The sequence below is a fragment of the Anaerococcus martiniensis genome (assembly GCF_043187485.1).
Taxonomy (GTDB): domain Bacteria; phylum Bacillota; class Clostridia; order Tissierellales; family Peptoniphilaceae; genus Anaerococcus; species Anaerococcus martiniensis.
Genome location: NZ_CP171106.1, coordinates 1,366,476 through 1,392,359 on the forward strand (window position 1 = coordinate 1,366,476; position 25,884 = coordinate 1,392,359).

Below are 25,884 nucleotides of genomic sequence, written 5' to 3' on the forward strand. Positions count from 1 at the left end.
TATATAAATGATAAGTGGAATTTTAAATGTAAATAAAGAAGTGGGCATTTCTTCTAATAAATGCGTAAGTCTTGTAAAAAAAGCACTTGATACAAAAAAAGTGGGTCATACTGGTACTTTGGACCTTGAAGCTAGCGGAGTCTTGCCAATTGTTATAGGCAAGGCAACTAGAGTTTCAGATTTTTTGATGGATGAGAAAAAAGAGTACATTACAGAAGCTATCTTTGGAAAAAGAACGGATACGCTTGATTATGATGGGGAAGTTGTGGATACGTCTGATAAAGTCTTTTCTATAGAAGAATTAGAAAAAGAAATGAATAACTTTACCGGCAAAATAACACAAATCCCACCTATGTATTCAGCCCTAAAGGTCAATGGTCAAAAACTTTATGATTTGGCTAGAAAGGGAATCGAAGTTGAGAGAAAAAAACGTGAAGTTACAATTTTTTCTTTTGAGATATTGGATTTTGATTTTCCAAAAGCTAGCTTTAGAATAACATGTTCAAAAGGCACTTATATCAGAACCCTAATCGATGATTTGGGTGAGAAATTAGGAAGTTTTGCCTATGTAAATAGTCTGACTCGTTCTAAAGTTGGTGATTTTTATATAGAAGATGCGATCAATTCCAAAGATTTGATTGAGATGAGCAAGGATGAAATTTTAAATAAGATAATGCCAGTTGACTACGCCCTAAAAGCTTATCCTGAAATTGTGCTTGATAAAACATATTTAAAACAAGCAACAAATGGTATGACCATGCATATTGATAAGTGCCATTATGATGGATTGATTAGAGTTTATGTAGAAGATGATTTTATAGGACTAGGAAAGACTCACAAAAATATCGACAAATATTTTCTAAAAATGGAGAAAGTATTTTATGAAAAATAATATAAAAATATGCGACCTAGATAGGGGCATGACAGACTTTGAGCCAAAGGCTATTGCCCTAGGTAATTTTGATGGCATCCATATTGGCCATCAAAAGCTTATAAAAAAAGACTTGGAAATTGCTAGGCAACTTAATCTGGTCCCATCAGTTTTACTTTTTAAGGAAAATAGCAAAAAAACTTTAATAGATGAAAAAGATTATTTAACAAGTCTAAATGATAAAATCGAAATTTTTTCAAATATGGGCATGGATACCTTTTGTATCCTAGAATTTAACGAAGACTTTAGGTCTTTAAGCCCTAGAGAATTCATTTCAGAAATTTTGTACAAAAAACTTAATACCAAATATATTGTAATTGGTGAAGACTACCGTTTCGGTAAAAATGCTGAAGGTGACATAAAAACTCTTGCTCGCTTTCAAGATGAATTTGGATTTGAAACTACCATAGTTGATTTTGAAGTTGATGATGGAGTAAAAATATCATCAGGTTCAATAAAAGAACTTATCAAAAATGGTAATATTGCAAAATCAAACAAATATTTGGGCAGGAACTACAAAATAATAGGTCATGTGGTTGATGGCCACAAAAGAGGTCGCACACTGAATTTCCCAACTGCTAACTTAGAAATGAATTTTTCTTATACTGTTCCAAAAGATGGAGTATATTTAACAAGGGTCAATGTGCGGGGAAAAAATCATTTTGCCCTTACTAATATTGGTTCAAATCCGACTTTTGAGAATGACTTTAGAAAAATAGAAACATATATCCTAGATTTTAGCGAGGATATATATGGAGAAAATATAACAATTGAGTTTTTAGAATTTTTCCGTGGTGATTTGAAATTTGAATCAGTAGATGATTTGATAAATCAAATGGAAATTGATAAAAAAAGAGCAATTGATACTATAAATAATAAGTATTTGTAATCTTTACAAATACTTTTTTTGTTGGTATAATTACTTAGGTACCTTGGCTTTGTAAACGCAACCTCGACTTTTACACGGTCAAAGGCAAATACAACATATAGGAGGAAAATTATGTTATCACAAGACAAAAAGACAGAACTTATCAAACAATACCAATTAGAAGAAGGAGACACAGGTTCTCCAGAAGTACAAATAGCTATTTTAAGCTACAGAATTAAAGATTTAACTGAACACTTAAAAGCTAATCCAAAAGACCACTCATCAAGAAGAGGACTTTTCAAAATGATTAGACGTAGAAAAGGGTTATTAAACTACTTAAAAGATAATGATATCGAAAGATATAGAGCTATTATCGAAAAAGTAGGCATCAGAGGTTAGTAGATTGGCGGGGTATATCCCGCCTTATTTTTTAGGAGAAAAGATGGAGAAAAATTATATTTATACATCAAAGCATGGATATGAACTTGATGTAACAATAGGAAAATTTGCAGAACAGGCTAATGGCGAATGTTACATAAAATGTGGGGATACTTCTCTTTTAGTAACAGCAGTAGCTAGTGAAAAACCAAGAGAAGGGATAGACTTTTTTCCACTAATTTGTGATTTTCAAGAAAAGCTATACGCAGTTGGTAAAATCCCAGGTGGTTTTTTAAAAAGAGAAGGTAAAGCATCTGATGAAGCAACACTAATTTCCCGCCAAATGGATAGACCTTTGCGACCACTTTTCCCAGAAAATTATTATAATGACGTACAAATAATTGCCACAGTTTTATCTATGGATGAGGACAATTTGCCAGATTGCCTATCGACAATTGGTGCAAGTATTGCTCTTGGAATATCAGATATACCATTTAATGGACCAGTAGGTGCTGTTTCTGTTGGTTTTGTTGATGGAGAATTTGTAGTATTCCCAAATGAAGACCAAAGAAAAAAATCTCAACTTGACCTAACAGTTGCAGGTAGCAAAGATGCTATCAATATGGTTGAAGCCGGTGCAAATGAACTAACAGAAGCACAAATGCTTGAAGCAATGTTAATTGCCCATGAAGAAATTGGACATATTTCAGACTTTATCCAAGGAATCATTGATGAAATTGGTAAAGAAAAAAATATGGTAGAAGTTATCGTGCCATCAGAGCTTGAAGAAAAAATTACAGCAGAATATGCTGAAGCTATTAAAGGCTCTATCAGAACAACTGATAAAATGGAACGTGGCGAAGCTATGTTCAATATAGAGGAATCTGCGAAAGAAAGATTTTTACCAGAATACCCAGAAAGTGAAGATGAAATCCATAGAGTAATTGATAATATCATGAAACTTGAAGTTCGTCGTATGATTTCAATTGATAAAATCAGACCAGATGGACGTGATCTTAAAGAAATCAGACCACTTTCAGCAGAAGCAGGACTTTTACCAAGAGTACATGGATCAGGTCTATTTAAACGTGGACAAACTCAAGTTTTATCAGTAACTACACTTGGATCACCAGCTGATGTTCAAATTATCGATGGACTTAACCGTGAAGAAATTCAAAAAAGATATATGCACCAATACAATTTCCCACCATTCAGTGTTGGAGATGTAAAACCACTTCGTGCACCAGGTCGTCGTGAAGTTGGTCACGGTCACCTTGCAGAAAGAGCATTAGTACCAGTATTACCAGATCAAAGTGACTTCCCATACACAATTAGAGTTGTATCTGAGGTTTTAAGTTCAAATGGTTCAAGTTCCCAAGCATCAATTTGTGGATCTACACTATCATTAATGGATGCAGGTGTTCCAATTAAAAAACCAGTAGCTGGTATTGCAATGGGACTAATAAAAGAAGATGAATCTATTTCAATTCTTACAGACATCCAAGGTCTTGAAGACCACCTTGGTGATATGGACTTTAAAGTTGCAGGAACTCGTGATGGAATTACTGCCCTACAAATGGATATGAAAATTGCAGGGATAACTCGTGAAGCCTTAGAAGAATCGCTTGATAATGCAAAAGATGCTAGAATGCAAATTCTAGATTTAATCGAAGCTACAATCGAAAAACCAAGAGAAGATATATCTGATTATGCTCCTAGACTATTTACAATTGATATTGATCCAGAAAAAGTACGTGATGTTATAGGATCAGGCGGTAAAACAATTAATAAAATTATCGATGAGACTGGTGTAACAATCGAGACAGAAGATGATGGTCACATAACAGTAGCATCTACAGATGGAGCAAGTGGTAAAAAAGCAATCGAAATGATTCGTGCAATTGTAACTGACCCACAAGTTGGAGATGTTTATACAGGAAAGGTTACTAGAATTATGAACTTTGGTGCCTTTATCGAAATTGCAATAGGAAAAGAAGGACTTCTTCACATTTCTCAAATCGACCATGCTAGAACTGATAAAGTAGAAGATGTACTTGCTGTTGGAGATGAAGTTACTGTAAAAGTAACAGAAATTGACAAGCAAGGCAGAATCAACCTTTCAAGAAAAGCTCTTTTAGAAAAACCAGAAAGAGAAGAAAAAGAAGATTACAAAAACAATCCAAATGCACAAGCATGGCCAGCTGATGAAGATCCAAGAAATAAATAATTAAAATACAAATCGGTTATTAAGAAAAATCTTAATGCCGATTTTTTTGTACCATCTAAAAAAATGTAAAATTTGTTTTATATATTAGATTAATTATTAAATGAGAATATAATTTTCCTAGGAGGAGCCTATGGAAAATATAATTGAAATAAGAGGATTAGAAAAATCTTATAAAAAAATTAAAGCCATTGATAATTTGGATTTAGATGTAAAAAAAGGCAGAATACTAGGACTTTTAGGCCCAAATGGATCTGGAAAATCAACAACTATAAATTGCCTTCTAGCCCTTATAAAAAAAGATAAGGGTTCAATTAAAATTTATGGCGAAGAAATGACACCGGAATCTTATGATATAAAAGAAAAAATTGGCGCAGTATTTCAAGATGTAGGTGTATATGAAGAACTAAATGTCTATGAAAATATCGATTATTTTTGTGGCCTCTACATAAAAGATAAGGAGCAAAGAAAAAAACTTATCAGAGAAACTATAGACCTAGTAGCTTTAAATGATTTTCTAAATTTCAAACCAAAGGAACTATCAGGTGGTTTGTTAAGAAGGCTAAATATAGCATGTGGTATAGCCCACAAACCAGAAATAATAATTTTTGATGAGCCAACCGTTGCTGTAGATCCTCAATCTAGAAATAATATTTTAGAAGGCATTAAAAAATTAAATGAGAATGGGGCTACCATAATTTATACTTCTCACTACATGGATGAAGTCGAAGAACTATGTGATGATATAGTTATAATTGACAGGGGAAAAGTCATTGCTAAAGGAAGTTCTGAGAGTCTAAAAAATATTATTGATATAAATGAAAAAGTTTCTTTTGTTAGTGAAAATCTAGATGAATCTGTAATAAATAAAATAAAATCAATGGAAACTCTTGTTAATTTTGAATCTAAGGACAATTTTTATCATCTAAGCTTTGGCCATGGAAAGGATAATTTAATAAAACTAATTAGTATTTTAAATGATAATTCAGTGGCCTATGACAGTCTTACTAGCCAGTCTCCCTCACTTAATGATGTATTTTTATCACTAACTGGTAAAGAATTGAGGGACTAGTATGTTTTTTCATGAATTTAAAAAGACATTTAGAGTCTTTGTTAGACAAAAATCTTTATTATTTTGGGCCTTAATATTTCCCCTAGTCCTTGGGGTGTTTTTTAAATTAGCACTTGGAAATATTGTAAATTCTGATGAATTTGAGCCTATAAAAGTTGCAATTAATGAAAGATTACTTGATGATCAAAATTTTAAGAACTTCACTGATAATATGATAGAAGAAGAAATATTAGATATTTCTCCAGTCGATGATGATAAGGATTTAGACAATGAAGAAATCAAGGCCTATATTGATAAAAAAGATAAAATTATTGTTAAGAGAAATGGGGTTTTTGAAAGCATCTTGGTAAGTCTATTAAAATATTATAATATGAGAGAATCAATGATAAAAACAATCCTTGAAAAAAATCCAAATCCTGATTTCGATACTATTTTAGAGGAAAAGTCCCACTTAAATGTTAAGGGTCCTAGAAAAAAATTAGATCCAGTAATGACATTTTTCTTTGCATTGATTGCTTATCAATTAATATATGGCTATTCTTGGGGGCTTGAAATAATCCACCAATATGAAGCAAATTTATCTACTGTTGCAAAAAGAAATGCAATATCTCCAGTAAATAAAAAAGTAAGTTTGCTTGCTTCTATGTGTGTTGGATTTATTTTAAATTTTCTAATATCAATAGTAACTATGATTATTTTTAATAAAATATTAGGGGTTGATTTTTCTGAAAATCTTGCAGAACTACTGTTGATTACTGGTATAGGTGCCATTTGTGGAGTATCTTTGGGTATGCTAATAGGTTCTAGTAATAAGGCAAATATTGAAATTAAATCTGGAATTGGTTTGGCTTTGTCATTATTAATGTCTTTTTTAGCTGGAATGATGGTTTCAAGTGTCAAAGTAATGATTGCTGAGAATGCTCCAATTATCAACAAATTAAATCCGGTTGCACTTATAAGTGATGGGATATATTCTTTGTACTATTACGATAGCTTTGATAGATTTTACAATAATATAGAATGGCTTTTGGCGGTGACATCATTTTTTATAGTCCTAACATATATATTTACTAGAGGTAAGCAGTATGATAGTATTTAAAAATTATTTTAAGATATTAAAAAGCCATATTAAGTCACTCTTGTTATATTCGCTAATATTTTTAGTATTAATTTTTATATTTACGAAATCTGGTGATCCTGTTGATAAATATAGTAATTTAAAATTGCCTATTTATGTAAACGACCAATCAAATACAGATAGGTCTAAGGCTCTTATAGATTTTATAGATAAAAATCACAAACTAGTAAAAATTGATGATGATAAGATTGATGACAAATTGTTTTATGAAGAGATAGTCTGTGCTTTAACAATACCTAAAGATTTTGATGAAAATGGTAAGCTTGATTTTAAAGAAGTTTATGATGATTCCTATACACTTTATGCAAAAAATGAAATAAATTCATTTTTAAATCAAATTGATACATTTGAAAAAGCAGGATTTTCGACAAAAGATTCTATAAAAAATGCAAAAGAAAATTTTGACAAAGATATTGATGTGGAAGTTAAATCGCTTGTAAAAAATCAAAAAGATAATGCACCATACTTTTTTAGGATGCTTGGATATGTAATTATGAGCCAAATTATAATGATTGTTGGTATTATAAGTTTAACATACAATAGAGAAAGTACTAACAAAAGAAATTTAATATCTCCTCTTAAAAAATCTAAGCAAAATTTACAAATAATTCTTGGCCATATAGTTTGCGGGCTAGTGGTTTGGTTAGTCTATATAATTTTTTATTGTATATTCTTTAAAGATTTCACATTTTCAAGACCAACTAAACAAATGATGGCAAATGCACTCTTATTTACAGCAACTATTGTATGTTTTGCAGTAATGATTTCAAAACTAGCCAAAAATCAAAATACAATTACAGGGATAATGAATGTATTTTCTTTGGGATCATCATTTTTGACAGGAATATTTGTCCCACAAGAACTATTAGGAGATTTGGCTAGCAAATTAGGAAAAATATTTCCTTCCTATTATTATGTGGAAAATATTAAAAATATAAATACAGATTTAAATTACTCATTTTTCAATACTAATACCTTGATTTTGCTAGGATTTTCGATTGTTTTTATTATAATAACCATATTTACAAAAATAAATGTAGAAAAAACCAAGGCTGAGTAATAAATTTTTTTGGGCAGCTAAGTTTTATTAGCTGCCTTTTACCTTTGCCAAGGTTTATTTTTTTGCCCATTTCATATATAATTTATAATGAGGTAATTATGACAAATAGTAAAAATGACAATCGAATAAGAAAAAAATCTACAAATAAACCTCCTAGAAATAGAGCTAAGAAAAAGAGAGAATGGACCTTTGATTTTAATGTATTTTCATTAGTTGTGATGGGTCTATCTTTAATTTTATTTATATTTATTTTTTCATCAAATACTGGAAAAGTTGGAAATGCAATAACCAATAGTTTTACTAATACATTTGGCAAACTAGCCTTAGCCTTTCCAGCTATTATTTTTATCAGTTTTTTATTTGCCTACAGGGATAAATACAGGGAAAATATCAAATATTTTTTGCTTTTATACTTACTTTTTATAATGACCCTGGCATTTTTATCCAAAGCTTATGTAAGAAACGATTTAAATTGGACAATAGATTATAATATACAAAATGCAGCTGATTCTGGTGGAATGATTGGCGGATTTTTTGCATATTATATTATTAGTTTTTTGGGAACTTTGGGACTAGATATTTTATTTGCTCTTTCAATATTTTTATTTGTAATTGGTATAAGCCCACTTACCTATGGTGAATTTTTAAGAAAGATTAGAGATATTATAATCCTAATTGCGAGTAAGATTTCAGATTTATTTGCAAGTCTTAAAGAAAAAAGAAATGAAGCTAGCAAAAAAGTTGAGGAAAGTGAAGATGAGGAAATCTTCATAGCAAATGATAACCATAATCTAGGACCAACTTTAGAAGAAAAACCTATTACAGAAACTGAGCTTATAGAAAAAATAGATCAGCCTATTGAAAAAGAAGTAAGGCCAAAGAAAAAGGCTATTAAAACTTACGATTTTTCAGATGATGAAGAAATTGAAGTAAGAAGCTATAAGTCAAAGCAAATAGAAATGAAAGACTTGGATGAGACTTTCAAAAAAGAATTTGACAACTATAATTATCCACCGGTTGACTTGCTAGAAGATAGGACTGATGCAGGATCAATTGATGAGGGTGAAATAAAGGAAAAAGCAATCGCCATAGAAGAGACACTAGAAAGTTTTGGCATAGAAGCAAAAGTTGTTCAAATAGACATAGGACCCACAGTTACTTGCTATGAATTAAAACCACAAAGAGGGGTAAAGGTAAGTAAGATATTAAATCTTGCTGATGATTTGGCCCTATCACTTGCAACTAGTGGTATTAGAATCCTAGCACCTATTCCAGGAAAAAGTCATGTGGGTATTGAAGTTCCAAATGATAGCAAGGAAATAGTAGGATTTAAGGAAATAATTAGCACAAATAAATTTGCAAATGCTAAATCAAAAATTCCTTTTGCTATGGGCAAATCAATTTCAGGTGAACCTGTGGTCTCTGGTATTGAAAAGATGCCACACTTACTAGTTTCTGGGGCAACAGGATCTGGTAAGTCAGTATGTATCAATACAATTATTATGAGTATACTTTACAAACACTCTCCAGATGAAGTTAAGCTATTGATGATAGATCCAAAAGTAGTTGAACTTTCAGTTTATAATGGCATTCCTCATTTAATTATGCCGGTTATTACAGATCCTAAAAAGGCAAGTTCCTCTTTATTTTGGGCTATTTCTGAAATGGAAAAAAGATATAAGGCCTTTCAAAAATACCATGTTCGTGATATAGAAGGATATAAAAGAGCAGCTGAAACTGACGAGTCTATGGAAAATTTACCATATATTGTTGTAATCATAGACGAGCTTGCGGATCTTATGATGACTGCAGCAAGTGAAGTGGAAGATTACATCATGCGCCTAGCTCAAAAATCAAGGGCATGTGGAATTCATTTAGTAATTGCAACCCAAAGGCCAACAGTAGATGTTATCACAGGTACAATAAAGGCAAATATACCATCTAGGATTTCATTTGCTGTAACCAGTCAAACAGATTCTAGAACTATACTTGATGCTTCTGGAGCAGAAAAACTTTTAGGAAAAGGGGATATGCTTTATGCATCAAGTGACTCTATGAAACCACTTAGAATCCAAGGAGCTTTTGTATCAGACAAGGAAGTATTGGATGTGGTTGAATATATTAAAGAAGAGACTAAGGCAGATTATAACCAAGAAGCCATAGAAACGGTAGAGGAAAATTCTCAAGTAAAAGAAGTGGATGATGAGGATGAATTAATTGATGAAGCAACTCAAATAATTATAGATGAAAACACCGCATCAGTTTCACTTTTACAAAGAAAACTTAGAATTGGCTATGCAAGGGCAGGTAGAATTATCGACCAGCTTGAAGCAAAAGGAATTGTAGGTCCATATGAGGGCAGCAAACCAAGAAAAGTCTTGGTAGATAGGTCTTATTTTGAAGGAGATTTAGGTGAATATAGCGAATAAAGTTACAGTTTTAAGATTACTTTTAATCCCAGTATTTCTAGTTTTATATTATATTTATGGTACAGATTATAATATTGCAGCAATAGTATTTGTAATAGCATCCCTTACCGATGCCCTAGATGGGCACCTAGCACGTAGTAGAAACTTAGTTACAACCTTTGGGAAATTTGTAGATCCATTGGTGGATAAATTACTAACTATGGCGGCATTTGTAGTCTTAGTAGAAGCAAGCATAATTCCTGCTTGGGCTGTTATAATAATTATTGCAAGGGAACTTATAATTACAGGTTTTAGGACACTTGCAGCAGATAAGGGTATAACAATTGCAGCCAGCAAATGGGGAAAACTTAAAACAACTAGCCAAATGATAGCCCTAGTTTTACTTTTACTAAATAATAGCACTTTAAATATTGCTGGAGTTTATGTATTTTATATAGCAGTTATACTAACAATTATTTCAGGACTAGATTATATAATTAAAAACAAAGAAGTTTTAGATTTAGAAAATATATAGGAGATTAATATGGATGATAACAAACAAAAAGCACTAGACCAAGCCTTTAAAAATATTGAAAAAAAATATGGTAAAGGATCAATAATGAAAATGGGAGAAGCTCCAAAGGTAGCAGTATCAGCTATCCCAACAGGAGCTATAAATCTAGATATTGCCCTTGGAATTGGTGGTATTCCAAGGGGAAGAGTTATAGAAATATTTGGGCCAGAATCTTCTGGTAAAACAACACTAGCCCTTCATATGATTGCAGAAGATCAAAAACAAGGCCATATGTGTGCATTTATAGACGCAGAGCATGCCATGGATGCAGAATATGCTAGGAATCTAGGGGTAGATATTGAAAATCTTATTTTGTCACAGCCAGATACGGGTGAACAAGGATTAGATATTGCAGAATCTCTAGTACGTTCTGGTGCCGTAGATTTAATCATCATCGACTCAGTAGCAGCCCTAGTACCAAGAGCAGAAATTGAAGGAGAGATGGGAGATAGCCACGTAGGTCTGCAAGCTAGACTAATGAGCCAGGCTCTTAGAAGACTTACAGGTGTAATTGCAAAATCAAATACAACTGTAGTTTTTATCAACCAGTTAAGAGAAAAAGTTGGGGTTATGTTTGGTTCGCCAGAAACTACAACGGGTGGTCGTGCCCTTAAATTCTACTCATCAGTTAGACTTGATATTCGTAGGATAAAAACAATAACAGAAGGCGATAATTCAATTGGATCTCGTACACGTGTAAAAGTTGTAAAAAATAAGGTAGCACCACCATTTAAAGTTGTAGAATTTGATATTATGTATGGATCTGGTATTTCAAAATCAGGTGTTATCCTAGATACAGCTGTAGAAATGGATATAGTAGAAAAAGCTGGATCATGGTTCTCATATGGTGGAGAAAAACTTGGCCAAGGACGTGAAAATGTAAAAACATACCTTGAAGAAAATAAAGATATTATGAACGAAATCGAAGGCAAAATCAGAGCTTCTTTAAATAAAGACGAAGATGAAAATTTATTTGAAGATGAAGATACTCAAGAAAGCCTAGATGTTTAAATAAGAAAAAGTACTGATTAAATTCAGTACTTTTTTATTTTATAAAAATGTTAATTGGTTGCTATTGCGATTTGATAATTTTGAAAGAGAAATTCCGATTAATCTTACATATTCGTTTTTATAAACTTCATTTAACAATTCACTGGCAGAATTAAAAATATCTTCTTTTTTATAAATAGGTTCTTGAAGAGTTATAGCACGGGTAATGGTTTTGAAATCACTATTTTTTATTTTGAGATTTATAGTTTTGCCCTGCAAGTCTTTTTTTTCTAAATCATCTTCAATTTTTTCGGATATTTCTTTTAGATACTGATTTAAAATATTTATGTCATTTGTATTTTCTCTAAAAGTTCGCTCTCGCCCCAAGGACTTCCTCTTGCGACTAGGATTTATTTCTCTTTTGTCCTCACCACGTATTACCCCATAAATATAAGATCCGTGCTTGCCAAAAAGTTCAATTAAAAAATTTTCATCAAGTCTTAATAAATCTTTTATGGTATAAATTCCAATATTTTTTAATTTTTCTACACCATGAATACCAAGGCCATGGACTTTTTTTATATCTAAATCCATTAAAATTTCTGGAACATCGCTTTTAGATATTTCTTTTAATCCATGGGGTTTATTCCAGTCGCTGGCAAGTTTTGCCAAAAATTTATTATATGATATGCCTATTGAAACATTGATTTGAGTTTTTAAAAAAACTTCATCTTGGATCTTTCTAGCTAGGTCTAAGGGATTTTGACTTTCTATTTGTAAATAAGCCTCATCTATGGAAACTTGTTCAAAATTAATGGCATATTTTTTGATAATAGTAAAAACCTCATCTGATTTTTTTCTATAATATGGGTGGTCAACCGGTATTAATATTAGATTTGGACAAAGTTCTTTTGCCATAAAAACAGGCATAGCAGAGTGAATGCCATATTTTCTCGCCTTGTAATTTGCAGTTGTAATTATTGATTTATTTGTAAGCCCACCAACAGCCAGTGGATAATTTTTAAGTCTTGGATTTCTAATTTCTTCACAAGATGCATAAAAAGCATCACAATCTATATGCAAAATATTATTCATATCATCACCATTTTCACTATACTTTTAATTTTATGGGTATAAATTAATAAACTGCGAAAGGATGATTTTACATGGATAATATAAATTTGAATGACGAATATCTAGAAAAACTTAAAAATGGTGAGACTATTGTAATCCCCCTTCATGAAGAGAGGGTAAGGGTTAGAAAAGAGAAAAAGGTTGTTGAAGAGATAGTTATTAGACGTGAAAAATATATAGAAATGCAAAAAATCAGAGTCCCTATTAGAAAAGAGATTGTAACTGTAGATGATAGCAAACTAAATTATGAGGATATTGATTAATAAATATAAATTATTGTAAAGTTTAAAAAAAGTTTTATATTTATGTTTAATAAATTTTTGTGGGGGGTATATACCTACTAGAACGATATAGACGAGAGTCTAGGAAGTTAAAAATAAAAGGAGATATATAATGGCAAATTTTGAAACATTCAGAACAGAAGATGAATTACTAGCAAGAATCGACCAACTAAGAGCTCAAGGTTTTAGCGATAGTGAACTTGAAGTTATTTCTGCTAACGAATTTAATAATGAAAACCTTAGATATTACGGTATTTCAGATAGAGCAAACAGAGACACATTAGATCCAGAATATAATGGAATCTATGCTTACTACACAGGTGAAGATTTAGATCCAGCTTACTTTGGTGATTTTGGATTCGATAGAGAAGTTTCTGATGAAGCACTAGGTGCAGTTGAAAGCGGAAACTACGTATTAGCAATCGAAAGAGATGACTACCTAGAAAATCCTGAATTTATCGACACAACATACGAACAAAGAAAAGACTACATCGATGAAGATATTCTTGAAAGAGAAGACCTTTCAAAAAGAGATAAAATCAGACTTCACGAAGAAAGATTAAGAGTAAACAAAGAAAGAGTTCAAACTGGTGAAATTGGACTTAGAAAAGAAGTTGTAACTGAAACTCAAGAAATCGAAGTACCAGTAGAAAAAGAAAGAGTTACAGTTGAAAGACATGCTGTTGAAGGCGAAGCAGTTGATGGATACGCTTTTGATGAAGCATCTGATGAAATCAGAATTCCAATCCACGAAGAAAGAGTATCTGTAGATAAAGAAGCTTACGTAACAGAAGAAGTTGATGTAAATACAGAAACAGTTACAGAAAACGAAAGAGTTTCTGATACAGTAAGAAAAGAAAGATTAGACGTTGTTGAATCTGGAGATGTTAAAGAAGTAGATTCAGAAGACGATCATTTACTATAAGAATAAATTTTTAAGCCCAGGTTCAACTGGGCTTTTATTTTTTTTGCCTAGATATAAACACTTTCTTATAGTAAAATTAACCTATGAGAATAGATAAATTTTTAAAAAATTCAAGAATAATTAAACGTAGGCAAGTAGCAAAAGAAGCTTGTGAAAATGGCAGAGTTTTGATAAATGGTAACACCGCAAAAGCTGGCTCAGTAGTAGAAGAAGGTGATATAATTGAAATTGCCTTTGGAAATAGCAAGTTAAAGGTAAAAGTCACAGGACTTATAGAAGGTGCCAAAAAATCTACTGCAGAAGAGATGTATGAGGTAATAGATGGCTAGGGCAAAATCTTATCAAAAAAAGAGAAAAGCTAAAAATAGAAGGTTTTTACTAAGTGTTTTATTTATTTTAATACTTAGTACAATTGCATATATATTTTTAAATAAAATGATGAATGCAGAAATAAACACCCTTAATTCAGAAATAAACTCTACAAAGAAAAAACTAGATTCCGTAAACGAAGAAATAACAAGTCTTGAAAGTGACTACGAAATCAGAAACACAGACCAATTTAAAGAAAAAATCGCCCAAGAAAGACTAGGTATGGTAAAGGGTGAAAATGAAAAAGAAGAAGATGAAACTGATGATGTAGAGCAAGAAACAAATAATGACGATAACTAGCAGATTTTTATCAAATATAAAAAAATATAATTTAATAGATAAAAATGATACCATCATAGTGGGGGCTAGTGGCGGTCCAGATAGCCAATTTCTAATATATCTTCTAAATGAAATAAAAACTGAATATAATTTAACAATAATCCTAGCCCACCTTAACCACTTACATAGAAAAGAAGCTATTTTTGATGAAAACTTAGTGGTTGAAACAGGGAAAAAACTAAATCTTGAAGTTAAAGTCAAAAAATCCAGCATGGATGATTTTGCAAAAGAAAATAAATTATCCCCAGAAGATGCAGGTAGAAGGTTAAGATACGACTTTTTTTCTAGTTTAGCTAAAGAAAATATAAGTGCAAAAATAGCTGTTGCCCATAATATGGATGATCAAGCAGAGACTATGCTTTTTAGGATAGCGCGTGGGACAGGCCTAGATGGTCTTTCTGGAATGGATTATAAAAATGGCAAAATAATTCGACCAATTTTATCATTTAAAAAATCAGAAATTTTAGCATATCTAAATGAAAAAAAAATTCCTTATGCCATTGACGCTACAAATTTAGAAAATGATTATAGTAGAAATTACATAAGAAATGAGATTTTTCCTAAAATAGCAGAATTAAATCCAAATGCAATTGAAAACTTCTATAATTTATCGGATTTAATAAAAAATGATTTGGAAATTATAGATGAACTTATAGACCAAAAATACGAGGTAGTTGCAGTTATTGAGGATAAAACCTTTGTAAAGTTTGATAAGGAAGAATTTGAAAATCTTTCATATTCCTTAAAAGCTAGGATTTTAAGAAAATCAATTTATAAGTTACAAGGAAATGTTAAAAACTTTTCAAAGGAAAATATTGATGATTTTTTAAATCTTTTGGACCTTGATACAGGCAAAAAAATTATAAAAGGTAAATTGGTATTTATAAAAAATTACAATTCTTATGATATGGTAATTTCAAATGAAGATAGCTATAAACAAGAGATTGTAAGGCTAAATCTTGGTGAGGAAGTTAGATTTAAAGGAAAAAAAATAAAAGCTTCAAGGGTTTTAGAAAAAGATAAGAAATCAAAAAATATTGGATATTTTGATTTGGATAAAATTTCCTTTCCCCTTATAATTAGAAGTAGGGAAAATGGCGATAAATTTAAACCATTTGGTATGAATCATAGGAAAAAACTTAAAGATTTTTTTATTGATGAGAAAATAGATAAGAATATCAGAGACCAGATTCCAATAATTTTATCGGAAAATGATATAATTTGGGTTGGAGGCTATAGGATTTCTGATGATTATAAGCTTGATAGTGGTACAAATAATATTTTAAAAATCGAGGTAGCAGATGATTAGCGATACAAATGAGATAATAGAAAAAGTTTTGATTGATGAAGACAGTTTGAATGTTAGAATTAAAAAACTTGCAGGTCAGATAAATGAACATTATAAAGACGAAGATACATTAATAATGGTGGCGATTTTAAAGGGATCTGTAATGTTTATGGCAGAACTTGCAAAACATATAAAACTAGACATAAATTTAGAATTTATGGCAGTTTCTTCATATGATAGCGGAACTATTTCTAGTGGAAATGTCAAGATCTTAAAAGACCTTGATACTGATATTAAGGATAAAAATGTATTGCTGGTTGAAGATATTATCGATACTGGACATACACTCTTAAAATTAAGAAATAATCTTGAGAAAAGGGATCCTAAGGATATTAAAATTGTAACCTTGCTTGATAAACCTGAAAGAAGAGAGGTAGACATAAAACCAGATTGGTATGGGTTTAAGATACCTAACGAATTTGTTGTTGGTTTTGGTCTTGATTATGATCAAAAGTATAGAAACTTGCCTTATATCGGCATTTTAAAAAGATCAGTTTATGAAGGATAGGTCAGCTGGCCTATTTTTTATTAAGGAGTTATTATGTTTAATGGAAAAAATAATTTAGATAATTTTGTCTTGATAATGTATATTGCAATTATTGCATTTTTTATTTATAGAATTTATAAATCATTTACAAATAAAAAATTACTGGCAGGCGAAACTCACAAATTTGATAGACCCTCTACAACTTTTGAATGGGTCCTACTTCTATTTTTACTTGCAACAGCAATATTTAATCTTGTAGCTGGTATCAAACAAAATAATAGAAATGCAATATATATGTCAGTTGTTATGGTTGTTTTAGCCTTTGTATTTGCCCTTGTCCAACAAAATAAACTTTATATTGCAGAAAATGGAGTACTTATTAATTCTAATTTTTATACTTATAAAGAACTTAAAAAATGGGGATTTGATAAGGAAAAAAATGACTTGGTAATGGTTGTAAAAAAAGATAGACAAGAAACAAACGAAGCAACAAAAGTAAAAAGCGAAGATATTAAGACTGTCAATAATTTAATAAGAAAATATAAACTAGGTAAATAGTTGAATATCACAAAAATTATCGTATCATATTAGAGTTAAATTTGATTATAAAACTCTAAGGGGAGAAATGATGCTGCTAGTAGTAGATATTGGAAATACCAACACTGTGCTTGGTGTTTTTAATAATGACAAATTAGAATTCAGATATAGAGTGGCTACAAATTTAAAACGCACCAGCGATGAATTAGTAGCTACCCTTTTTAATATGTTCACAATTCATGAGATAAAAAAAGATTGTATTGAAGATACTATAATTTCATCAGTTGTTCCAGATATTATGTATGCTTGGCAATCTTGCAATCGCAAAATGTTTGGCAAAGAACCAATAATTATTGACTATAAAACCGATTCCGGAATTATAAATGATTATGAATCACCAAAAGATGTTGGAGCTGACAGGATTGTAAATGCAGTTGCAAGTTATGATAAGTATGGTGGTCCGGCAATAATTGTTGATATGGGTACAGCAATAACTTTTGATGTAATCACAAAAGATGCAAGATACCTTGGTGGATCAATTGCACCAGGTATAAGAATTGCCCAAGATGGATTATTTGGAATGACTGCTCAATTACCAAAAATAGAACTTAGAAATCCAACAACTGCAATTGCAAAAACAACTCCTGCCAGCATGAATGCAGGTATTGTGTATGGTTATATTTCGCTAATAGATGGTGTAATTGACCAAATCCAAAGAGAATTAAAAAATGATCATGGAGTTAGCGAAAAAATAAATGTAATCGCAACTGGTGGATATTCAGAACTAATTGCTCATGAATCAAAATATATTGAATATATAGAACCTGATTTGATGCTTGATGGGCTAAAAATTATCTATGATAGAATTAAAAAATAAAGAGGTAATGCTAGCTCCTCTAGCAGGAGTAACAGATGTAGCTTTCAGGATTGTTTGTGAAAAATATGGGGCAGACAAAACATTTACTGAAATGGCCAGTGTTAATGCCATGGTTTATGATAACAAGCAAACCGATGAAATTCTTTTTATATCAGAAAAAGAAGAACACGCAAATATCCAAATTTTTGGTAGTGATCCAGAAAAAATTGAAAGAGCTATAAAAGAAAAAATCAACCCACTTGAAAATATTACTGACCTAAGTTTTAATATGGGTTGTCCTGCTCCAAAAATCTTCAAAAATGGAGAAGGGTCTGCTTTGATGAAAGATCCTGACCTTGTGGATAAGATAACAAAAACCTTGGTAAAATCTACTAACAAAAAAGTAAATGTAAAATTCCGCTCAGGAGTTGATGATTCTTCAAAAAATTATATTGAAATTGGTAAGATTTGCGAGGATAATGGAATAGATTATGTCATCCTCCACGGCAGAACCCGTGAGCAACATTATAGCGGAAGTGCAAATTGGGATGATATTAAAAATTTAAAGGAAGCTCTTTCTATACCAGTAATTGCAAATGGAGATGTCTTTACTGTTGATGATTTTAAAAATATTGTTCAAAGGACAAATGCCGATGGTGTTATGCTAGCAAGAGGTGCCATGGGCAATCCATTTTTATTTAAGTATATTAAGGAATATTTAAAAACTGGTAGCTACACTCCGGTTACCCCGAGTGAAATCATAGACCAAATTAGAGAGCAGTATGATTTATCACTAGAATATAAAGAGGAAAGACTGGTTGTAAATCAAATGAGAAAGCATGTGGGTTGGTATATCAAGGGATTACCAGACTCAAGCAAAGTTAGAGATGAAGTTAATAAATTAAAAACTAAAGAAGAAATTTTTGATTTATTAGATGAATATAAGAATGTTTTAGAGGGATTAAATGGCAGAAAATAAAGAAGTTATACTTTCTAAAGAATATTTAGAAAAATTAGAAGATGAATTAGAGTACCTAAAGACCAAAAGAAGACCAGAAATTGCAGAAAAAATAAAAATTGCAAGAAGTTTTGGTGACTTATCAGAAAATGCTGACTACGATGAGGCTAAAAATGAACAAGGTGAAATCGAAAGTCGTATAGCAAAAGTCGAAGATATGATAAGAAATGCAAAAACTATCGAAGTAGATTTAAATTCTGATGAAGTTGGGGTAGGAAATACAGTGACAGTACACGATGAAGAATTTGATGAAACTTTGGATTACAAAATTGTTGGTACAGCAGAATCTGATCCTATAAAAGGTTTTATATCAAACGAATCACCAGTAGGTGCTGCACTTTTAGGAAAAAAAGTCGATGACAGAGTAGAAGTAGCTACTCCAAATGGCAAAATGTATTTTACTATTAAAGACATTAAATAAGGAGAAATGATGACTGATAACAATAAAGATTTAAATGAAATGCTTAAGATTAAAAGAGAAAAACTTGAAGAACTTAAGCAAGAAGGTAGAGATCCACACGAAATTGTAAACTTTAAAGACCGCACACCTGCAAGTGAAATTAAAGATAATTTTGAAAATTACGATGGTAAGTCTGTAAGAATTGCTGGTCGTATTAGAGCAAAACGTGGTCACGGAAACATGAGTTTTATGGATATCCAAGATGAATCTGGAACAATCCAAATTGTAAATCGTAAAAATGTTATCGGTGATGAATTCAAACAAGTAAAAAAATATGATATTGGTGATATAGTAGGTATTGAGGGAAATGTTTTTAAAACAAACCAAGGTGAAATCTCAATTGAGACTCAAAATCCTCAACTACTAACAAAATCCTTACAAATATTGCCAGAAAAATGGCACGGACTAAAAGACCCAGACTTAAGATATAGAAAAAGATACTTAGACCTTATTGTAAATCCAGAAGTAAAAGAAGTTTTCTATTTAAGAAGCAAAATTATTTCTGAAATTAGAAAATTCCTAGACGGCAGAGGATTTATCGAAGTTGAAACACCAATTTTAAATACAATCGCAGGTGGAGCCACAGCACGTCCATTTATCACCCACCACAACACATTAGATATAGATATGTATCTAAGAATTGCAAACGAACTTTACTTAAAAAGACTAATTGTCGGTGGATTTGATAAAGTTTATGAAATGGGAAGAATGTTTAGAAACGAAGGTATGGATGCTACTCACAATCCTGAGTACACAGCAATGGAACTTTACCAAGCCTATGCAGACTATGAAGATATGATGGAAATTACAGAACATATGGTAGAAACAGTAGCTACAAATGTTCTAGGAAAAACCACTATCGAATATGACGGCCAAGAAATAGAACTAAAAGCGCCATGGGCTAGAATTCCAATGATTGATGCTATCAAAGATGAAACTGGTATTGACTTTAACCAAATCACATCTTATGAAGATGCAGTTGCAATTGCAAAAGAAAAAGGTGTTGAAGTAAAAGAAACACGTGGAGAAATCATTGCGGAATTCTTCGAAGAATTTGTAGAAGATAAGCTAATCCAACCTACATTTATAATCGATTACCCAGTAGAAATCTCACCTCTAGCTAAAAGAAAAAATGATGATAAGTCATTAACTTATAGATTTGAAGCCTTTATCAATGGAAAAGAAGTAGCAAATGCATTCTCAGAATTGAACGATGCTGCAGATCAAAGAGAAAGATTTGAAGCGCAAGTTGCTAAACGTGAAAAAGGTGATGATGAAGCACAAATGATGGATCACGACTTTGTAAATGCTCTCGAAGTAGGACTTCCTCCAACAGGTGGTCTTGGTATAGGTATTGACAGAGTGATAATGTTACTTACTGGTCAACACTCAATTCGTGATGTCCTATTATTCCCAACAATGAAACCTACTGGTAAAAATGCTGTAGAAAATATTGAAATAGCACCTACAAAAACAGTTGAAGAAACAAATGAAGTTGTAGACTTTACTGGTGTGGAAACTGAAGAATTCTATGATGATATAGACTTTGAAACATTTTCAAAATCAGACTTTAGAGTTGTAAAAGTAACAGACTGTGAAGAAGTACCAAAATCAAATAAACTACTTAAATTTACCTTAGATGACGGTACAGATACACCAAGAATAATCCTGTCTGGTATCAAAAAACATTACACAGCAGAAGAGTTAATCGGCAAAAATTTAGTAGCCATAGTTAACCTACCACCAAGAGCAATGATGGGTGAGGAATCACAAGGTATGATCTTATCAGCAGTTCATGAACAAAATGGTGAAGAAAAACTAAATGTCCTAATGGTAAGTAACAATATCCCAGCAGGGGCAAAATTATATTAATAGAAAATGTAGACTTCCTAAATCTCCTAGAGACTTAGGAAGTTTTTTGTTGAAATTAAATAAATTGATTGATTTAATTGGATAGCTATATAGGTTGATTTTCTAACAAAATCTATTAATCCTTAATGTTGACTAGTTTACTAGGATATGTTATACTTTTGCTAATGATAATCAGTATCATTAATAATATGTTTAAGGAGTATTTTATGAAAAATACAAAAATTATGTCAATAGCGATACTTGCATTGGCCCTCACAGCTTGTGCAAACAATATAGAAACAGAAAAGAATATTGCAGATAGTCCTGCAAATAAAACTGAAGTAAGTCAAGATCTTGAAAAAGAAAATGCAAATCTTGATGAAACTTCTAAAGATACTGAATCAAGCCAGGTGAAATCAGATACTCTTACAATCACAGATTCCCATGGTGAAGTCGAAGTTGCCCGCAATCCTAAAAAAGTAGTTGCCCTTGATAGCAGAAACTTTGAAGTTTTAGAAGCCATGGGAGTTGAACTGGTAGCTGCACCAAAAGATGTTATGCCAGAAACATCTTCCTATTTGAAAGATGAAAGTGTAGAAAACATTGGTAACCACAGAGAACCAAATCTAGAGTTACTAGCAGCAACTGATCCAGATCTTGTAATAATCGGCCAAAGATTTGCTGATTATTATGAGGATATTAAGGCTATTGTACCAAATGCTTCTGTAATTGATTTAGACTCAGATGTCTCAGAAGATGCAGACTCTCCAGGAAATAATCTTATAGAAGGATTCATGAATTCTACAATGATTTTAGGAGAAATCTTTGACAAAGAAGAAAAAGCAAATGAGCTAATAGCAAATCTTGAAGAATCAATAGAAAAAGCAAAAGCTGCTTATAAGGGTGGCAGTGTAATGGGAATTGTAGTTTCTGGTGGAGAAATCGGGTATTCAGCGCCAAAATATGGAAGAGTATGGGGGCCTGTATATGAAATACTAGAACTTGAACCAGCTCTAGAGGTGAAAAATGATTCGTCAGACCACAAGGGGGATGACATTTCTGTAGAAGCAATTGCAGAATCAAAACCAGACTACTTAATGGTCTTAGATCGTGATGCAGCAGTAAGAAGCGAAGAAAATTCTAAACCTGCTATGGAAGTAATAGAAGGATCAGAAGCCTTAAAAGATCTTGAGTCCATTAAAAACAATAAAATTTATTACGCTCCAAATGATACCTACACCAACGAATCAATCATTACTTATACAAAGATATTTGATGGTTTAGCAGAGTTGTTTAGCAAATAAGATGGAAAATACAAAAAGAATAATATTTACAAAACCCTTTATAATTGCTCTAGGGATAGTAATAATTCTAGCTATAGCTTCTGTTTTTACAGGAGCTTATGACATTTTTAAAGAGGGGAATTCTTTTGAAATGGTATTTATAACAAGAATTCCAAGGACCTTAGCCTTAATGCTTTCAGCAGTAGCCATGAGCCTATCGGGTATCGTCATGCAGCTAATATCTCAAAATAAATTAGTAGAACCAACCACAACAGGAACTATTGAATGGGCGGGACTTGGCCTTGTTTTAGTTTATATTCTAATTCCAAAGCCTAGCCTGCTTCAAAGAATGACAGGGGCGATCATAGCTTCCTTTATTGGATCTATGGTTTTCTTTTATTTACTTAGAAATATAAAATTAAAATCATCCCTATTTGTGCCAATTGTTGGTATTATGCTAGGGGCAGTTGTTTCTGCAATTTCAACCTTTATTGGTTTAGAATTCAATATGACTCAGGTAATCGAAGTTTGGTTTCAAGGATCATTTGCCCCGGTCCAACGAGGACGCTATGAATATTTATTTTTTATAATAATTATTACAATAGCTATTTATATGTATGCTGATAAACTAACAATTGCAGGACTTGGAGAAGATATATCAACAAATCTTGGTCTTAATTATAATCAGATTATATTAAGGGCAAATATTTTAGTTGCCTTAGCTTGTGGGATAGTTTCTGCTGTAATTGGAAATATTCCATTTTTAGGTCTAATTGTACCAAATATTGTTTCCCTATATAGGGGAGATAATCTTAGGGAAAACATTCCTTGGGTTTGTTTAGTATCAATGATGGTGATGCTAGCAGCAGATATTATTTCAAGAACAATTATTGCACCATTTGAACTACCAGTATCACTTATTTTAGGAAGCGCAGGTTCAATTATATTTATAATTATTTTACTAAATATGAGGAGATTTAAGATATGAAAAGTAAATCTTCTTATATAAGTAGTTTTAGATCAGAAAAGGAAAAAAAGTCATATATTATAAGTCTGGTAATTTTATCTTTGCTAGCTGTTTTAACAATATATGGACTCCTTGTTTATAAAAACCCAGTCCCTATTGATTCTCCATCTTTTTTGCCAATTGTAAGACGCAGGCAAATTGCAATAATTGCCATGGCAATAGCAGCAGTTTGCCAGTCTGTCGGAAGCATACTTTTTCAAAGTGTAACAAATAACAGGATTATAACTCCATCAATTTTAGGTTTCGAGGCAATTTATTCGACTATAAATACAGCTATAATGTATTTTTTAGGAATAACAGGATTTATGTCCATAGGAGGCAAGGGATATTTTATATTTCAAATCATCCTTATGGTAGGCCTATGTCTACTGCTTTTTATGGGGATTTTTACAAAAAGAAATGGAAATATAGAGCTAATGCTTTTAATAGGAGTTATTTTAGGCCAAGGTCTGAAATCAATAGCAGCCTTTATGCGTAGGCTCCTTTCCCCATCAGAATTTGATATTTTGCAGGCAAAACTTTTTGCTTCTGTTAATAATTCTGATGCAGAATATTTCCCCTTAGCCATTGGAATAATATTTTTTGTGATATTGGGAGTATTCTTAAATGTGCGAAAGTTAAATGTCCTAAGTCTTGGCAAGGATGTAGCAACAAATTTAGGTCTAAATCACAAAAAAGCAACTTTTCTATCATTAATAGCAGTTGCAATTTTAATTAGTATTTCAACAGCTCTTGTTGGTCCAATGACCTTTTATGGATTTTTGGTGGCTACACTGACTTATGAGTTAGCAAAAACTTATGACCACAAATACTTACTTATTATGGCAATGGTGCTAGCCTTTGATATTTTGGCTGGTTCATACTTTATTATGAATCACATATTTAACGCAAACGGAGTAGTTTCAGTCTTGATTGAATTAATAGGAGGGATTTCATTCCTGATTTTAATATTTAAGGAAGAAAAATTATGATAAGCTTAGATAATGTAGAAAAAAAATATAGCGATGATGTTAATATAGGTCCTGTTAGTCTTGATATAAAAAATTGTGGTATAAACTCAATAATCGGACCAAATGGTGCTGGTAAGTCTACCTTGCTAATGATGATTGGTAGACTTTTGCCAAAGGATTCGGGGAAAATAAATGTGGGTGGACTAGATATTGATCATACAAATCCAAACCAAATGGCTAAGACGATTTCTATTTTAAAACAAGAAAATAATTTTATCAGCAAATTAACAGTGAAACAATTGGTAGGATTTGGGAGATTTCCTTATAGTCAAGGAAGATTTACTGATGAAGATGTAAGAATAATTGAAAAATATATAGATTTTTTTGAACTTAGGGAACTTGAAGATAGGTATTTGGATGAATTGTCTGGGGGACAAAGGCAAAGGGCCTATGTCGCTATGGTTCTAGCCCAAGAAACAGAATATGTTTTGTTAGATGAGCCTTTAAATAATCTTGATGTGGCAAGGTCAGTTTCAATGATGAAACTCCTAAGACGTGCTTGTGATACCTTGAAAAAAACATTTGTTTTGGTAATCCATGACATAAATGTAGCCGCCCAATATTCTGATAGGATATTTGCAATGAAAAATGGAAAATTGGTCTTAGAAGGATCTGTCAATGAGGTGATGGATGGGAATAAACTCACTAATATTTTTGATACAAATATAAATATTGTAAATGGTCCATATGGGAAAATTGCTGTTTATAATTAAGTTCTAAATTTCTTTTGGGTATAAATCCTTTAAGGAGATAAAAATGAACGATAATTTTCAATCAGAATATAAGGACACTGAATCAGTTAGAAAATACGTAAGTAAGCACAATATTTATTCGCTAATATTTGCCCTAGGTTTTTTCATTATTATTGTATCAATAATTCCATATTTGCTAATAATATCAGAAAAGATAGAAGATAGGATATTGCCATCTCTTATAGTTTTCTTAATAGGATTAATTATGGTGCTTACAGGTAATTTTTCAAAGAGAAAACTAAAAGAAAAACAAGCAAATAAGTACACTGTTGCAGCTAGTGAATTTATAGATTTAGAAAAAGAAAATATGAAAAGTGCATTTAGAAAAGATTTAATAATTGCAATTTTATTAATCGTTTTAGTTCCCATAATCTATTATATAATTTACAGCAATACTCATATGCTAGCGGAAAATTACAATAAGTATATAAAATCTGTATTAATTTTGATTTTGGCTCTTGCAGTCTTTATTATTTTATATAGTAAGGGCAAAAAAGAAGCATATAGTAGTCTAATATAAAATTCACCTATCAAAGGGTGTTTTTTATTGCCTAATTTTAGGCT

The 25,884-nt window shown here is 31.5% G+C and carries 27 protein-coding genes; 26 read left to right on the forward strand and 1 reads right to left on the reverse strand.

Features of this window, described 5'->3' with window-relative positions:
• The first annotated feature begins 7 nt into the window (after window positions 1-7).
• The 10 genes from truB to recA all read left to right on the forward strand — a co-directional run bounded on the left by truB (window position 8) and on the right by recA (window position 11,664).
• Window positions 8-892, forward strand: a complete 885-nt coding sequence (truB, locus tag ACF3NF_RS06650) for a tRNA pseudouridine(55) synthase TruB (RefSeq protein ID WP_394022719.1) — start codon at window positions 8-10, stop codon at window positions 890-892.
• Window positions 882-1,820 carry a bifunctional riboflavin kinase/FAD synthetase gene (locus tag ACF3NF_RS06655; RefSeq protein WP_394022721.1) on the forward strand — a complete coding sequence of 313 codons (939 nt, stop codon included), beginning with the start codon at window positions 882-884 and terminating at the stop codon, window positions 1,818-1,820. Before truB ends, ACF3NF_RS06655 begins: the two co-directional genes overlap by 11 nt.
• Before the next feature lie 111 nt (window positions 1,821-1,931).
• A complete protein-coding gene (gene rpsO / locus ACF3NF_RS06660) occupies window positions 1,932-2,198 on the forward strand; it encodes a 30S ribosomal protein S15 (RefSeq protein ID WP_394022723.1) in 267 nt (88 codons plus the stop codon).
• A gap of 43 nt (window positions 2,199-2,241) precedes the next feature.
• Window positions 2,242-4,404, forward strand: coding sequence for a polyribonucleotide nucleotidyltransferase (locus ACF3NF_RS06665; RefSeq protein WP_394022725.1), 2,163 nt, complete (start codon window positions 2,242-2,244; stop codon window positions 4,402-4,404).
• A gap of 130 nt (window positions 4,405-4,534) precedes the next feature.
• Window positions 4,535-5,473: an ABC transporter ATP-binding protein gene (locus tag ACF3NF_RS06670; RefSeq protein ID WP_394022727.1), complete on the forward strand. Its 939-nt coding sequence runs from the start codon at window positions 4,535-4,537 to the stop codon at window positions 5,471-5,473.
• Window position 5,474: 1 nt separating this feature from the next.
• Entirely contained in the window at window positions 5,475-6,572 is a 1,098-nt protein-coding gene (locus ACF3NF_RS06675; RefSeq protein ID WP_394022729.1) for an ABC transporter permease, read from the forward strand.
• Window positions 6,559-7,671 (forward strand): ABC transporter permease, encoded by a 1,113-nt coding sequence (locus ACF3NF_RS06680; protein ID WP_394022731.1) that lies wholly within the window; start codon window positions 6,559-6,561, stop codon window positions 7,669-7,671. Before ACF3NF_RS06675 ends, ACF3NF_RS06680 begins: the two co-directional genes overlap by 14 nt.
• Before the next feature lie 98 nt (window positions 7,672-7,769).
• Window positions 7,770-10,100, forward strand: a complete 2,331-nt coding sequence (locus ACF3NF_RS06685) for a DNA translocase FtsK (protein ID WP_394022733.1) — start codon at window positions 7,770-7,772, stop codon at window positions 10,098-10,100.
• Window positions 10,084-10,614: a CDP-diacylglycerol--glycerol-3-phosphate 3-phosphatidyltransferase gene (pgsA, locus tag ACF3NF_RS06690; RefSeq protein ID WP_394022735.1), complete on the forward strand. Its 531-nt coding sequence runs from the start codon at window positions 10,084-10,086 to the stop codon at window positions 10,612-10,614. The genes ACF3NF_RS06685 and pgsA overlap by 17 nt, the downstream gene beginning before the upstream one ends.
• A gap of 9 nt (window positions 10,615-10,623) precedes the next feature.
• The gene (gene recA / locus ACF3NF_RS06695) at window positions 10,624-11,664 is read left to right on the forward strand and encodes a recombinase RecA (protein ID WP_394022737.1); all 1,041 of its coding nucleotides are present in this window, start codon (window positions 10,624-10,626) and stop codon (window positions 11,662-11,664) included.
• Between the two features lie 39 nt (window positions 11,665-11,703).
• Here recA and ACF3NF_RS06700 read toward each other — a convergent pair whose 3' ends face one another.
• On the reverse strand, window positions 11,704-12,738 hold the full coding sequence (locus tag ACF3NF_RS06700) for a DNA polymerase IV (RefSeq protein WP_394022739.1): 1,035 nt from the start codon (window positions 12,736-12,738) through the stop codon (window positions 11,704-11,706).
• Window positions 12,739-12,809: 71 nt separating this feature from the next.
• Between ACF3NF_RS06700 and ACF3NF_RS06705 the strand changes: the two genes are divergently transcribed.
• From ACF3NF_RS06705 to ACF3NF_RS06780, 16 genes are all read left to right on the forward strand, one after another.
• Window positions 12,810-13,040 (forward strand): DUF2382 domain-containing protein, encoded by a 231-nt coding sequence (locus tag ACF3NF_RS06705; protein ID WP_394022741.1) that lies wholly within the window; start codon window positions 12,810-12,812, stop codon window positions 13,038-13,040.
• Window positions 13,041-13,170: 130 nt separating this feature from the next.
• On the forward strand, window positions 13,171-13,983 hold the full coding sequence (locus tag ACF3NF_RS06710; RefSeq protein WP_394022743.1) for a YsnF/AvaK domain-containing protein: 813 nt from the start codon (window positions 13,171-13,173) through the stop codon (window positions 13,981-13,983).
• An 83-nt stretch (window positions 13,984-14,066) separates the two neighbouring features.
• Complete coding sequence (locus ACF3NF_RS06715) at window positions 14,067-14,312, forward strand: RNA-binding S4 domain-containing protein (RefSeq protein WP_394022745.1); 246 nt, start codon at window positions 14,067-14,069, stop codon at window positions 14,310-14,312.
• A complete protein-coding gene (locus ACF3NF_RS06720) occupies window positions 14,305-14,652 on the forward strand; it encodes an FtsB family cell division protein (protein WP_394022747.1) in 348 nt (115 codons plus the stop codon). The genes ACF3NF_RS06715 and ACF3NF_RS06720 overlap by 8 nt, the downstream gene beginning before the upstream one ends.
• Window positions 14,639-16,000, forward strand: a complete 1,362-nt coding sequence (gene tilS / locus ACF3NF_RS06725) for a tRNA lysidine(34) synthetase TilS (protein WP_394022749.1) — start codon at window positions 14,639-14,641, stop codon at window positions 15,998-16,000. The genes ACF3NF_RS06720 and tilS overlap by 14 nt, the downstream gene beginning before the upstream one ends.
• Window positions 15,993-16,547, forward strand: coding sequence for a hypoxanthine phosphoribosyltransferase (hpt, locus tag ACF3NF_RS06730; protein ID WP_394022751.1), 555 nt, complete (start codon window positions 15,993-15,995; stop codon window positions 16,545-16,547). The genes tilS and hpt overlap by 8 nt, the downstream gene beginning before the upstream one ends.
• Window positions 16,548-16,580: 33 nt before the next feature.
• Complete coding sequence (locus ACF3NF_RS06735) at window positions 16,581-17,084, forward strand: DUF986 family protein (protein WP_262122434.1); 504 nt, start codon at window positions 16,581-16,583, stop codon at window positions 17,082-17,084.
• Between the two features lie 70 nt (window positions 17,085-17,154).
• On the forward strand, window positions 17,155-17,940 hold the full coding sequence (locus tag ACF3NF_RS06740) for a type III pantothenate kinase (RefSeq protein ID WP_394024454.1): 786 nt from the start codon (window positions 17,155-17,157) through the stop codon (window positions 17,938-17,940).
• Entirely contained in the window at window positions 17,921-18,898 is a 978-nt protein-coding gene (gene dusB, locus ACF3NF_RS06745) for a tRNA dihydrouridine synthase DusB (RefSeq protein ID WP_394022754.1), read from the forward strand. The genes ACF3NF_RS06740 and dusB overlap by 20 nt, the downstream gene beginning before the upstream one ends.
• Complete coding sequence (gene greA, locus ACF3NF_RS06750) at window positions 18,885-19,358, forward strand: transcription elongation factor GreA (RefSeq protein ID WP_262122437.1); 474 nt, start codon at window positions 18,885-18,887, stop codon at window positions 19,356-19,358. Before dusB ends, greA begins: the two co-directional genes overlap by 14 nt.
• Window positions 19,359-19,367: 9 nt before the next feature.
• Window positions 19,368-21,269 (forward strand): lysine--tRNA ligase, encoded by a 1,902-nt coding sequence (lysS, locus tag ACF3NF_RS06755; protein WP_394022756.1) that lies wholly within the window; start codon window positions 19,368-19,370, stop codon window positions 21,267-21,269.
• A 206-nt stretch (window positions 21,270-21,475) separates the two neighbouring features.
• On the forward strand, window positions 21,476-22,552 hold the full coding sequence (locus ACF3NF_RS06760; protein ID WP_394022758.1) for a siderophore ABC transporter substrate-binding protein: 1,077 nt from the start codon (window positions 21,476-21,478) through the stop codon (window positions 22,550-22,552).
• Window position 22,553: 1 nt separating this feature from the next.
• A complete protein-coding gene (locus ACF3NF_RS06765) occupies window positions 22,554-23,519 on the forward strand; it encodes an ABC transporter permease (protein ID WP_394022760.1) in 966 nt (321 codons plus the stop codon).
• Window positions 23,516-24,529, forward strand: a complete 1,014-nt coding sequence (locus tag ACF3NF_RS06770; protein WP_394022762.1) for an iron chelate uptake ABC transporter family permease subunit — start codon at window positions 23,516-23,518, stop codon at window positions 24,527-24,529. Before ACF3NF_RS06765 ends, ACF3NF_RS06770 begins: the two co-directional genes overlap by 4 nt.
• Window positions 24,526-25,281: an iron ABC transporter ATP-binding protein gene (locus ACF3NF_RS06775; protein ID WP_394022764.1), complete on the forward strand. Its 756-nt coding sequence runs from the start codon at window positions 24,526-24,528 to the stop codon at window positions 25,279-25,281. Before ACF3NF_RS06770 ends, ACF3NF_RS06775 begins: the two co-directional genes overlap by 4 nt.
• Before the next feature lie 43 nt (window positions 25,282-25,324).
• Complete coding sequence (locus tag ACF3NF_RS06780; protein WP_394022766.1) at window positions 25,325-25,840, forward strand: hypothetical protein; 516 nt, start codon at window positions 25,325-25,327, stop codon at window positions 25,838-25,840.
• The last annotated feature ends 44 nt before the right edge of the window (window positions 25,841-25,884 follow it).

What these genes read in the sequence shown, in the direction of transcription:
- truB (WP_394022719.1), top strand. Translation starts at nt 8, where the DNA reads ATGATAAGTGGAATTTTAAATGTAAATAAAGAAGTGGGCATTTCTTCT.
- ACF3NF_RS06655 (WP_394022721.1), top strand. Translation starts at nt 882, where the DNA reads ATGAAAAATAATATAAAAATATGCGACCTAGATAGGGGCATGACAGAC.
- rpsO (WP_394022723.1), top strand. Translation starts at nt 1,932, where the DNA reads ATGTTATCACAAGACAAAAAGACAGAACTTATCAAACAATACCAATTA.
- ACF3NF_RS06665 (WP_394022725.1), top strand. Translation starts at nt 2,242, where the DNA reads ATGGAGAAAAATTATATTTATACATCAAAGCATGGATATGAACTTGAT.
- ACF3NF_RS06670 (WP_394022727.1), top strand. Translation starts at nt 4,535, where the DNA reads ATGGAAAATATAATTGAAATAAGAGGATTAGAAAAATCTTATAAAAAA.
- ACF3NF_RS06675 (WP_394022729.1), top strand. Translation starts at nt 5,475, where the DNA reads ATGTTTTTTCATGAATTTAAAAAGACATTTAGAGTCTTTGTTAGACAA.
- ACF3NF_RS06680 (WP_394022731.1), top strand. Translation starts at nt 6,559, where the DNA reads ATGATAGTATTTAAAAATTATTTTAAGATATTAAAAAGCCATATTAAG.
- ACF3NF_RS06685 (WP_394022733.1), top strand. Translation starts at nt 7,770, where the DNA reads ATGACAAATAGTAAAAATGACAATCGAATAAGAAAAAAATCTACAAAT.
- recA (WP_394022737.1), top strand. Translation starts at nt 10,624, where the DNA reads ATGGATGATAACAAACAAAAAGCACTAGACCAAGCCTTTAAAAATATT.
- ACF3NF_RS06700 (WP_394022739.1), bottom strand. Translation starts at nt 12,738, where the DNA reads ATGAATAATATTTTGCATATAGATTGTGATGCTTTTTATGCATCTTGT.
- ACF3NF_RS06705 (WP_394022741.1), top strand. Translation starts at nt 12,810, where the DNA reads ATGGATAATATAAATTTGAATGACGAATATCTAGAAAAACTTAAAAAT.
- ACF3NF_RS06710 (WP_394022743.1), top strand. Translation starts at nt 13,171, where the DNA reads ATGGCAAATTTTGAAACATTCAGAACAGAAGATGAATTACTAGCAAGA.
- ACF3NF_RS06715 (WP_394022745.1), top strand. Translation starts at nt 14,067, where the DNA reads ATGAGAATAGATAAATTTTTAAAAAATTCAAGAATAATTAAACGTAGG.
- ACF3NF_RS06720 (WP_394022747.1), top strand. Translation starts at nt 14,305, where the DNA reads ATGGCTAGGGCAAAATCTTATCAAAAAAAGAGAAAAGCTAAAAATAGA.
- tilS (WP_394022749.1), top strand. Translation starts at nt 14,639, where the DNA reads ATGACGATAACTAGCAGATTTTTATCAAATATAAAAAAATATAATTTA.
- hpt (WP_394022751.1), top strand. Translation starts at nt 15,993, where the DNA reads ATGATTAGCGATACAAATGAGATAATAGAAAAAGTTTTGATTGATGAA.
- ACF3NF_RS06735 (WP_262122434.1), top strand. Translation starts at nt 16,581, where the DNA reads ATGTTTAATGGAAAAAATAATTTAGATAATTTTGTCTTGATAATGTAT.
- ACF3NF_RS06740 (WP_394024454.1), top strand. Translation starts at nt 17,155, where the DNA reads ATGCTGCTAGTAGTAGATATTGGAAATACCAACACTGTGCTTGGTGTT.
- dusB (WP_394022754.1), top strand. Translation starts at nt 17,921, where the DNA reads ATGATAGAATTAAAAAATAAAGAGGTAATGCTAGCTCCTCTAGCAGGA.
- greA (WP_262122437.1), top strand. Translation starts at nt 18,885, where the DNA reads ATGGCAGAAAATAAAGAAGTTATACTTTCTAAAGAATATTTAGAAAAA.
- lysS (WP_394022756.1), top strand. Translation starts at nt 19,368, where the DNA reads ATGACTGATAACAATAAAGATTTAAATGAAATGCTTAAGATTAAAAGA.
- ACF3NF_RS06760 (WP_394022758.1), top strand. Translation starts at nt 21,476, where the DNA reads ATGAAAAATACAAAAATTATGTCAATAGCGATACTTGCATTGGCCCTC.
- ACF3NF_RS06765 (WP_394022760.1), top strand. Translation starts at nt 22,554, where the DNA reads ATGGAAAATACAAAAAGAATAATATTTACAAAACCCTTTATAATTGCT.
- ACF3NF_RS06770 (WP_394022762.1), top strand. Translation starts at nt 23,516, where the DNA reads ATGAAAAGTAAATCTTCTTATATAAGTAGTTTTAGATCAGAAAAGGAA.
- ACF3NF_RS06775 (WP_394022764.1), top strand. Translation starts at nt 24,526, where the DNA reads ATGATAAGCTTAGATAATGTAGAAAAAAAATATAGCGATGATGTTAAT.
- ACF3NF_RS06780 (WP_394022766.1), top strand. Translation starts at nt 25,325, where the DNA reads ATGAACGATAATTTTCAATCAGAATATAAGGACACTGAATCAGTTAGA.